6 protein-coding genes and 1 pseudogene are annotated in these 10018 nt (G+C 45.4%); 3 read left to right on the forward strand and 4 right to left on the reverse strand.

What is annotated here, in order from left to right:
• Positions 1-80: 80 nt before the first annotated feature.
• Positions 81-2333, reverse strand: a complete 2253-nt coding sequence (locus tag VL130_RS08470) for a hypothetical protein (protein ID WP_325362352.1) — start codon at positions 2331-2333, stop codon at positions 81-83.
• A 532-nt stretch (positions 2334-2865) separates the two neighbouring features.
• On the opposite strand from VL130_RS08470, the gene VL130_RS08475 reads away from it, so the two are divergent.
• The 3 genes from VL130_RS08475 (at position 2866) to VL130_RS08485 (ending at position 7795) form a co-directional block, all read left to right on the forward strand.
• Positions 2866-3960, forward strand: coding sequence for a hypothetical protein (locus VL130_RS08475; protein WP_325362354.1), 1095 nt, complete (start codon positions 2866-2868; stop codon positions 3958-3960).
• A 152-nt stretch (positions 3961-4112) separates the two neighbouring features.
• Complete coding sequence (locus tag VL130_RS08480; RefSeq protein ID WP_325362355.1) at positions 4113-5282, forward strand: GT99 family glycosyltransferase N-terminal domain-containing protein; 1170 nt, start codon at positions 4113-4115, stop codon at positions 5280-5282.
• Complete coding sequence (locus VL130_RS08485; RefSeq protein WP_325362356.1) at positions 5273-7795, forward strand: glycosyltransferase; 2523 nt, start codon at positions 5273-5275, stop codon at positions 7793-7795. The genes VL130_RS08480 and VL130_RS08485 overlap by 10 nt, the downstream gene beginning before the upstream one ends.
• Before the next feature lie 83 nt (positions 7796-7878).
• On the opposite strand, the pseudogene VL130_RS08490 reads toward VL130_RS08485, so the two are convergent.
• The 3 genes and pseudogenes from VL130_RS08490 to kdsA form a co-directional block, all read right to left on the reverse strand.
• Positions 7879-8025: pseudogene (locus tag VL130_RS08490) on the reverse strand (IS630 family transposase); the annotation flags it as partial.
• A gap of 205 nt (positions 8026-8230) precedes the next feature.
• A complete protein-coding gene (locus VL130_RS08495; RefSeq protein ID WP_325362357.1) occupies positions 8231-8884 on the reverse strand; it encodes a YqiA/YcfP family alpha/beta fold hydrolase in 654 nt (217 codons plus the stop codon).
• 156 nt (positions 8885-9040) lie between these two features.
• Positions 9041-9931 carry a 3-deoxy-8-phosphooctulonate synthase gene (gene kdsA, locus VL130_RS08500; protein WP_325362359.1) on the reverse strand — a complete coding sequence of 297 codons (891 nt, stop codon included), beginning with the start codon at positions 9929-9931 and terminating at the stop codon, positions 9041-9043.
• Positions 9932-10018 lie beyond the last annotated feature (87 nt).

A 10018-nucleotide genomic window follows, 5' to 3' on the forward strand; every position in this document is an offset into this window, starting at 1 on the left:
CCGAAAGGCTAACGGATAGGGGGGCGGCCATGGCAAAATTACTTTTTCGGTTCAAATAATTGTCACATTAAATCACTACATTAGGCGGTCAAGCCGTTAATATTGGCAAAATAGGCACGTGAATATTCTGATTTTGGAGACGTAACTGCCCGCCAAGCCGAAATAAAATCCGGTGGCAATGCTAGATTGGGCTTGCTGCGCATATATGGAAAGAGTGAAAAAGCATAAGCATTGCTGTCGCTCTCAACATGAGATAAGTATCTCTCGGCATTTCCCGTAAAAATATAATGTGGCTGTATTAGGGAGATCATTTCATTATGCAAAAAGCGTGTGCGAAGACATATAACTTTTGTGAAGATTGCGCTCAAATGCCTTAACATCATACGAAAGAAGGAATCTCCGAATAGCAGCACTGTTTTGTCATGAAGGGCAGAAGGATTCAGCAGGATGTCAATCATCCCGTCGTTAAAACCACCTGGGCTTGTAAATTCTCGATACTTCCAATCTGGCTCGAGTAGTAGGCCATCTTGATATAGCGGCGGTGTAAATTTACTACCTAAATCGCCTGGCCAGCGGACGGGTTTGATGATGCGCCCGTCAATGTGTGCAAGTGTATCTGGTGCTTTTATACCTACAGCCTTTAGCATCAAACGTAATACTTCTAACGAACCCTTATCTGTTAAGTGTGTGTCGAGCGGATAATAGGCTGTGTTAGCCATTTTTTTAAGATCTGCCGCTGGATAAATAGTACGCAATTGAAGCGTGGAATCTAAGCGCTCCATGTAATTGTCGCCTAACCGAATGACAGGTTGAAAGGGATACTCTTCTTGTAGTATTGATTGCTTATCGGGAAAGATCACATGCGCATAGGGAGCGCCAATTTCTTTTGCTGTCGCAAGCCTTCCTGCTATATTAGCTGCAAAATTTTCATAAGATTGTTGTGTCGGTACCATTTTGCCGGAGGCAAATTCTCGGATTGAATGACCTCCGCCAATCAAGAATGCGAAACCATTGTCTGTTGCTAATGCGTCGCCAGCTATTCTATAATTCAATTGTTTTGGAAACGAAAAGGCTTCGAGTTCCGAGGCTATATATTTGAGGGTATGGCAAAGGCCTGCCCAACTGGGCATTCCTGTTGGACCTAATTCGACCATATGATCCAACGCTGCAATTTTTATAATTTGAGGTGTATGCGAAAGATTAGAATTTTGCTTGCTGAAAACGGGCTTCTCTGATCGCGCTCTGATGATGTCCTCTGTGCCGGATTCCCAGTCAATGCAGGGAAGATCGGTCCATGCCTCTTCAGGCGTATTGAAAGCCCGGGCAAGATACTCGCCTAAATTACGTCCGCCCGCGGAGAACACGATGACGTCATAATCTGATAAAATAAGACTATTGCCAATAACTGAGGCTGGCATTTGCCCGACGCCATGATCGAGAGGAGCAAGCACTAAACCTGCATCTGCAAGCTTTTGTGCGCCCGAAGCGCCAAGATAACGCACAAGCGTGTCAAGCCAGATCGATCGGCCAGTAAAAATTGTCTTACGCCCTCTGCGCGTCGAAATTTCCTGCGCAAACTGGCACAATTCGCTTTCAATATCGTTCACTGCCATTCGATAGGCATCGACGGCTTTCAAATCTGTAAATAATAAATTATTCAATAATAAATAACCAATTTGAGATGGGTGTAAGCTTGTATCCACAAAAAGCCTGATTACATCGTGCATTGGAAGGTGCAAAAGTGGTTGAAGGTCAACAATATCCAGTTCAGGTAAGGTTTCTACTAGCTCGGAATAATTGAAGGTGGGGTGTTTATAGGAATTATTTATTATATGGTGTCCCGCAAGCCTGTCCTGCACCTGCCGGCCAAACAAGCACCAAAATATGTAGCGAATTTTTTTTCCAAAATGATTGTGCCAGTATTCAAGTCCTCTCAGTACACGGTTATGCATTTCGCGATCATAATCGGGGGTTATAGCGTTGATATCTATAGCGGTGTACCCGTCTTGCAGTACTGTGTCATCTTCAATTAGGTTAAGGCATATTTTGTTTCCAAAACGGAAATCGCCAACCAGTACTCCAATTCGTTCAGAACTATTAAGAGATACGGCACAGGCGGCATCAAATAATTTCTTTGACCAGATAGGCACTCCTCCCTCACCAAAGAAATGTTCTGGAGGAATTGGAGACTTAATGACACCGTTGCGAATATGATTACGCCAACGCAAGACGTGAGATGGCCCGAAAACCCGTGAAACTGGCTGTTTGAGAAAATTGCTCAACACAAAGACGTCTTCGTCAGGCACATTGTTATCTCTTTCGCCAGTCAGCATACTTTCTGTCTCCGTTACTTGCAAAATCGATGGTACATGCCAGCTGACATAACACTCAACTAATTTGTCTAGAGTTTTCTGAGCGTACAGTCGATTCTTTTCGAAACAGGTTTCGACATATTAGTATTTTGCTTTGAGTCATCGATCCCATTATCCATTTCATTGCTATCGATATCAACAGACCGTGGAAGGGCGAAAAAGAGTATGTCGCAAATGGCACTATGGGTTAGATTATCACTCCCACATAAGTTTTCATCTTTTCGCGCACGCCGTCAAGGTTTATCCTATTTATGAGTTTGCAGCCCAAATGCCTTAACAAAGCATTCAATAAGGCAACAATTACGCTTCGGCATATAATTTACAACACTGGTGTAATGATACCATTTTAATTGCGCCGGTATTTTTTGTTTTGGCGGTTTAGATAGCGGGCAAGGCCTGTTGACACAGCTCGCTATGGGCTTATAAGTTCCACCGCATTAAATAGTTCGCAATGTGTATTGTTTTATAATCTTGATGAACGGTTAAAGTTTTAATGAGCAAGCTTGGTACGAAGCAAGACTCGCAACGAGCACGCTATCTATTCATTTCCTCAGCCTGGCGGGAAGGTGCTCCGCTTGAGGATGCTTCCACGCTTTATCGCTGTATTTTTCATGTTTTAAATTTGAGGGCGAGTGGGCATATTGCTGATTTCGTTCCAGAACGCGAGCTTCGGCAAGAGTTTATCGAGTATTATGATAGGTTCATTTTTCATAGGCCAACGTACAGCGAGCACATTAAGCGTACAATTGGGCTTATTATTTCGACGAGTAAGCATTTTTGTTGTGATTATGACGATTTAATTTTTGACGAAGCATCCATTATGTCGTCTCCGAGGCGGCTATCCGGGCATATCGCGCCTGAACAGCTATATGATGCAGCGCTCAACAATCAAAAGGCTATGGGTCTTTTCAGTGACGTTATAGTGTCTACGCAACCACTCGCGCAAAAAGTAAGGGCGCTTGGTCCTTATAAGGTTAATGTGATTTATAACGGTTATCAGCCCTATTGGTTGAGGTATTCCGAATCCAGCATTGAGCAGTCGCGTGCGAAAATGGATAATAATAAAGTCAAAATTATATCCTATTTTTCTGGCTCTGCCAGTCATGACGATGACTTTCGACAGTTGATTGAACCTCTGAGTGAGGTAATGAGAGTTTATCCTGAGGTGACGTTACAATTGGTTGGGCCGCTTAAGGTTCCTGCTGACGCATTTCCGGCAGGCCGCGTATTCCGCCGCGATTTAGTTCCCTACCTATCGCTGCCAAACATTATGGCCACCACTTGGTTGACATTGGCGCCGTTAAATTTAGCGAGGGATTTCAATAAATGTAAAAGTGGCTTGAAGTTTTTTGAAGCCGGCATATTTGGAATTCCCTGCGCCGCTACTTTATCCGAGGACATGAAACGCTTTTCTGGCCATGTATTAGGTCTAGAAAGGCAGTCTGACCTTTTGTCAATCGTCAAGCGATATAGTGACGAAGCGTTCTATCGCGCAGAATCTATACGCATTCGCAAGTTTGCCCTCGAAAACTGTTCTTCCATGCAGCAAACGAGGGCGCTGCACGAACTTTTTGAGGCAACCAAATAGTGACAAGTCGTATATTGTTTTATGTTGAGCCGCTACCTATCAGGCATCATTCAAGTGCATTTTCATGGATATTTAGTCGGTTTTGCAGTCTCGTTAGCTCTGATCTGTCTGGTCAGAACATCCTGGGGAATGCGGGGATAGAGGTACGCATTTTGGCTTCTAATTCCATGGAGCCTGCGTTGGAGGATTTTCCTGGCTTGCAGGCGATGGGCAATATTCTAGTGCCCGAAAAGGGCGGTTTGCAGGAGCGTATGCATTCCAAGTATTCCCAACTTCCGTGGATGCAGGAAGGATTTAGTGTCTGGAATGAGTTACTCCGGGGGGAGGGGGAGGTGTCCCGCGATTATATGAACGTCTTGACGGAGCTACATGCTTCTTATCCATTCGACCTGATTGTCTATTGGGGGAATAATGGGGCGGTTCGTAATTTGTCAAAATTACTATCTATTCCAAGTATTGCATTGGAGCTTGGATGTATGCGTTCACCTTTCGCCGAAACATTTTACTGCGACTTTTCGGGCGTTAATGGCTTCAGTTCATTAGTGCAGTATGGGATTCCTGCATATAATTCTGATTATCCTTTGCCGGCTCTTAATGGAATCGGTAACCGGGGGTGGGATCAATTGTTCTGGCCGCCATCTGTTGAAGCGTCGAATAGGCCGACTATTTTAGTGCCGTTGCAATTAATGGATGATTCCAATATTAGTGCGTTTTCGAATTTCACTTCGATGCGGCAATTTGTGACAAAGGTTTATGAAGACTTACGTCCACTTAATCCTAGATTGATCATTAAGCCGCACCCTGGCGCGAAGAATTATCCATGGACACAAAAAGATCATATCGATTGTGAAAAATTTTGCGAAAAGCTTGATAATGTAATTTGGCTTAAAGACTTTGACAATAAAATTTCTTATATTCCGTTGCTTCAGTCCGTCGATGGTGTTGTAACTATTAATAGCTCTACGGGTTATGAAGCGATGGTTGTCGGAAAGCCTGTATTAAGCTATGGTTTAGGTCCATTTACTGCTTTATGCTTTCGGAACGCTACTGAATTCATGGGCGCTATAGAGAATTCAAACCATGAACAAGTGTGTCAGCGCCGTTCGAATTCACTTGAATTTTTATACCACTACCTCTGTGATGGTCAAACTTTGCAGAGCTCGACGCGCTTCCTATATCAATTAAATCGTCAAATTGGGTTGTCAGAGGCGGCCAAACGTGGGGATAATGCGTTTGCACAACAAATGCGTGCATCGTTGAGCTTTGAAAATTCTCCGAATTCGTCATTCGGAACAGGCTTGGGGTTGGCGCAATGGCTGTAGTAAATACTGATTTAGATTTATCTATCATCATTCCGGTGTATGACAACATTCATCAGGTGTGTGCCCTGATCGATTCAATCAAACGTAATGGTGAATTGGATAAGTTGGCTATGGTTGTGGTGTCGGACGACTGCTCGCCAACTAATGTATCGAAAAGGTTGGAAAAAATCATTGTTGCGGTTGGTGCGCCTTTTGTTTATCGCAGAAATGAAAAAAATCTGGGCTTTGGCGGCAATTGCAACGAGGCCTTCAACTTTGTCAGTACAGATCTGGTAGTAATACTCAATTCTGATGTCACGTTGCCGCCTGACTGGCAGAGGCGAGTGTTGGCACCGTTTAGCGATCCCGCAGTCGCATTAGCTAGTCCTTTGTCAAATCGTGCCGACGCCCAATCTATTTTCTATCCCTCTGGAAGCGATTGGATGGAAATTGACGGCCTTCTGTTAAAGCGCAGACCACTTTTTCCCGATGCTGTTAAATCATCAGGCTTCATGTTCGTCATTCACAAGCGCCGCGTGCCCCTTGTGAATGGACAATTGTTCGATACGGAAACTTACGGTAAGGGGTATTGGGAAGATACGGATCTTCATTATCGCGTTAAGTCGCATAACTTTCGTTCGGTTTTGATAGACAACTTATATGTGAAGCACCTAGGATTCCAGAGTTATGGACTTGATCGAGAAAATTCCATAGCGCTGTCGCAAATTAATCAAAAGAAATTTTTCGAACGTTGGAAAGTCGACGAAAGTGATCTCGTTCCTACCCGCGTGATTCCGGCGCTTGATATGCTTCGTAGCCGAAAGAATCGGAAGTTTCTCTGGCGTCGTGTGAGGCGTCTGGATGTGCTTTTCGTGTTACCATTAAGTAAAGGCAGCTATCATTCTGGCGGCGCGAATGTAATATTTGATCTAGTGGATGGGCTAATCGATATCGGGATTTCCGCAGGAATTCTTGCGTCGGGCGAAGTAGATGAAAAGTTCTTCTTTGGTCGGGGCTTTATGCCCTTCGTGGAAACTGCAGATCTTTTTCGTATGGTTAATGATGTTGGATTTGTTTTCGCGACTTCGGGCCATAGTATAGCCCATGCAAAAGGTGTGGCGCATAGGTTCGCGAAACCTTTGCATTTTTTTGCGCAAGGACCGGAGAGTTTCTTTGGTGACGCGCCGAACTCAGCTCAAATTTTGAGACTTTTTAGTCTTGTTGATGGCTCCGTTACAGTTTCTTCCTACATGAGCAACTATTGTAAAGCGCTTGGTATAACCTCAGTATTGCAGCTGCCTCTCGGTCCTAGTCAACAAAAATTCTTTGAAGTTACCGGAGATCGAAAAAAAGAATTAATTGCTATCCATGTTTCATCACAATTAAACAAAGGTCCTGCGTTAGCAGTTACGCTTGGAGCAATTTTGGAAAAGCAAGGCTTCGATGTGGTTTACTTCGGATCTGATGCTAATATAAAATTGCCGGGGCGGAGCTTAGGGCCGTTATCATGGAGCGAATTGCGTCAGCTTTTTTCGGAAGCTACATATATGGCCGATCTGTCTATTTTTGAAGGACTTGGTTTCCTTCCGCTAGAGGCAGCATTTTGCGGTTGTATCCCCATTTTCACCAAGAAAGGTGGAGTCGACACGATATTTGAAGATAAGAAAAATGCATTCATCTTAACTGATCACACTGCGATTACTACAATCGCCGGAATTCTTTTGAACTTGTCTGATACTGAACGCGCTGGAATGGCGATCGCGGTTAAAGAGATAAAGGAACGGGTCTCATTTGAAGCTGCATTTAAACATTTTACAAATTTTGTAAAAGATACTGCAATCCTGGAAACCACTAGACAGCAAGTGTATTATGACAGGCCACAGCCGGAAATGCGCGCCCATACACCTTCTTATCTGACGCATTTGACAGAGCTTAGTGACTTAAATTTGCAGCCTTTAAGTGAGGTGGTGTATTCTAAAAAATCACTCGATTGTAAAACGTTGCTTCGAGGTCACATAGATGGGATATCCGTGGATATTGAGAGTATACATGCTCACGGGTGGGTTGTATTTGGCGATGCGGAAACTCCATCTTCCATAGGAGTATTGATGGATGGCAAGCTCGTTGCAGTGGCACCTTTCAATGTAATGCGTTCGGATGTTTGGGAGCATCTTAATATAATAGCAAGCGAGAAATGCGGCTTTGATATTATATTGCCTATGGAGGAAGCAATTTATCGGCTCCTAAGTGGATTGAATTTTGAAGACGTAGTGAATTGGTCTTGGAATTCCGTTAAAATTGAGTTTGCTGTTCTGGTTCATTCAGAATGGTTTTTGCTTCATGAAGTTAGCCTTAATGATAAATTTTTCAATGAAGCGGGTACTCTAAAATCATATTCTATTCAAACGGTTTTGAATGCTGAACCGCCGCGCGATATGTATATGGGGTTAAGGAGTGGTATTCCTCGCAGAATGAAGTCTAAATTTATAAAGATAGCCAACAATATAAGGCGTATTAATTCATCAGATAGTTAACGACGCATCATAGAGAGATGATTCGGGAAATCTGTACTGCGGGTGACTGACCTGATGGGGTGGATGGCTCCCACTCCCGGCATCTAGTGGATTGATTCCAACGTTTGGAACCCTCGGTTTCGAGCAGCGATGATGTCATCTGGGTTGGCTTTCCAGATAAATGGCTTTGGGTCGGCGTCATTGTATTCGCGGATGAAGCGATTGATCGCGGCTTGGAGATCGACGACGGCGCTCTTGCCCAAGGATCTCTATTTTAGGATTGTGACTAGTCATAATGGGGACATTACTCCTACCTCTTATTAAGTGGGAGACCCTGTCCGGGGATTTAGGGGGCTATTTCAGTCTGCGATAAAGACACAATAGAAACTGGCGGCATCCACTTATCTCGGCCCGGCGAGTGTCCAAACGAATTGAGCCAACTCTCCTGAATGTCGCCTATTTTATGGAAACGAACGTTGTTAATTTTTGAGTAATGATGCCGGCTTTTGCGATTACTTTTGCAACTAGGTGCCCCCCTTCAACTTCATGCAAAATCACGCCGCCATAGTCGCTAATGCGACGTGCATGTTGTTTATCCATATCCAATGTTGGGTCGAAATAAACGTGTGTCTCCTTGGGGCGATCAACGGAAAGTATTTCTGTTAGATCGCGCCTATCATACCCAATTCCTTCCATTTCACGAGTTTTCCATTGCCAACGCCGATCATTGATTGTGGTCAGAAATTCAGGGTTTAAACAAGTTTGAGGAGCGAAGGCCAAAACCAAATCAGCTTTTAGGGCCGCCCCAATATTTATTGCTGCGAACCCGCCCATTGAACTTCCAACGACAGCTATACGTTCAATTAAATTGGTGGTTATATAATGCTTTAGGCGAGCAATAGTGTCATCATAATTAATGCTAAAATCCAAAATGGATCCAAGATACCAATGTTGAGACAGGTCTCGTATTAGTATTTTGTGGGCGGATATCTCAGAAGCGATGTTAATCCATTCAAACCCTGGGGCTGGTTGTTGATCATTGCCGTAGCTGGTGAGGAAAATTACTAAGCTATTTGATGCTGAAGATGAGTGTATCTTAACACTTCTCATTTTATTTCAAACTTTGACATTGGTGTGTGATTTGTTACTATAGGGTTATTTGGCTGTGAATTGATAGTCCTTAGGTTTTGTGGTGAGCAGATAAATTATTCGTCATCTCATGGAAAATCGTGGCTTTGCTAGACGATGTGTGATTTTTGTTTCATTTTAATTGCTTCCCGTAAATTTACCCCCACCTTTCCCTTTAGCGAGATCGTCGAAGGCGCGCAGGGTGCCGATCAGGTCCTGCATCTTGTCGATATAGATCATGTTGGGGCCATCGCTTGGCGCATGATCGGGGTCTTCGTGGGTTTCGATAAACACCGCCGAGACACCGACGGCGCAGGCGGCGCGCGCCAGCACAGGCGCGAACTCACGCTGGCCGCCGGAGGTCGTGCCCTGGCCGCCCGGCTGCTGCACCGAGTGCGTGGCGTCGAACATCACCGGATAGCCGGTCTGGGCCATGATCGGCAGGCCGCGGAAATCGCTGACTAAGGTGTTATAGCCAAAGCTCGTGCCGCGATCGCATAGGATGATGCGCTCATTGCCCGTGCTGGCGATCTTGTTGGCGACATTCTTCATGTCCCACGGGGCGAGGAACTGGCCCTTCTTGACATTGATCGTGCGGCCAGTAGCGCCGGCGGCCAGCAGCAGGTCCGTCTGGCGGCACAGAAAGGCCGGGATCTGGATGACATCGACCTGCTTGCCCACCGGCTCGCACTGATGCGTGTCGTGGACATCGGTCAGGACCGGACAGCCGAACTTCTCGCGTACGGCGGCCAGGATATCGAGGCCTTCTTCCATGCCTATGCCGCGCGCCGTGCCGATCGAGGAGCGGTTGGCCTTGTCATAGCTCGACTTGTAGATGAACTTCGTGCCGGTCGGCGCGCAGGCCTCGGCGATCTTCTCGGCCATCATCAGGGCATGGTCGAGGCTTTCGATCTGGCAGGGGCCGGCGATCAGGACGAAGGGTTCGTCGCCGCCGATTTTGATCTTCGGCTGGCCGAAATCACCGATCTCGAAAACCTTGGTTTTGACGTGCTGCGGCTGGATCGACATGGTGTACTCCTAAATCACTTGTTCGATGCGGGCGACATCGACAGGGTTGTTCAGCTCCCAGAACACACGGCCGCGGCCATCGACCTC

It is taken from the genome of Asticcacaulis sp., assembly GCF_035497195.1.
Lineage (GTDB): Bacteria > Pseudomonadota > Alphaproteobacteria > Caulobacterales > Caulobacteraceae > Asticcacaulis.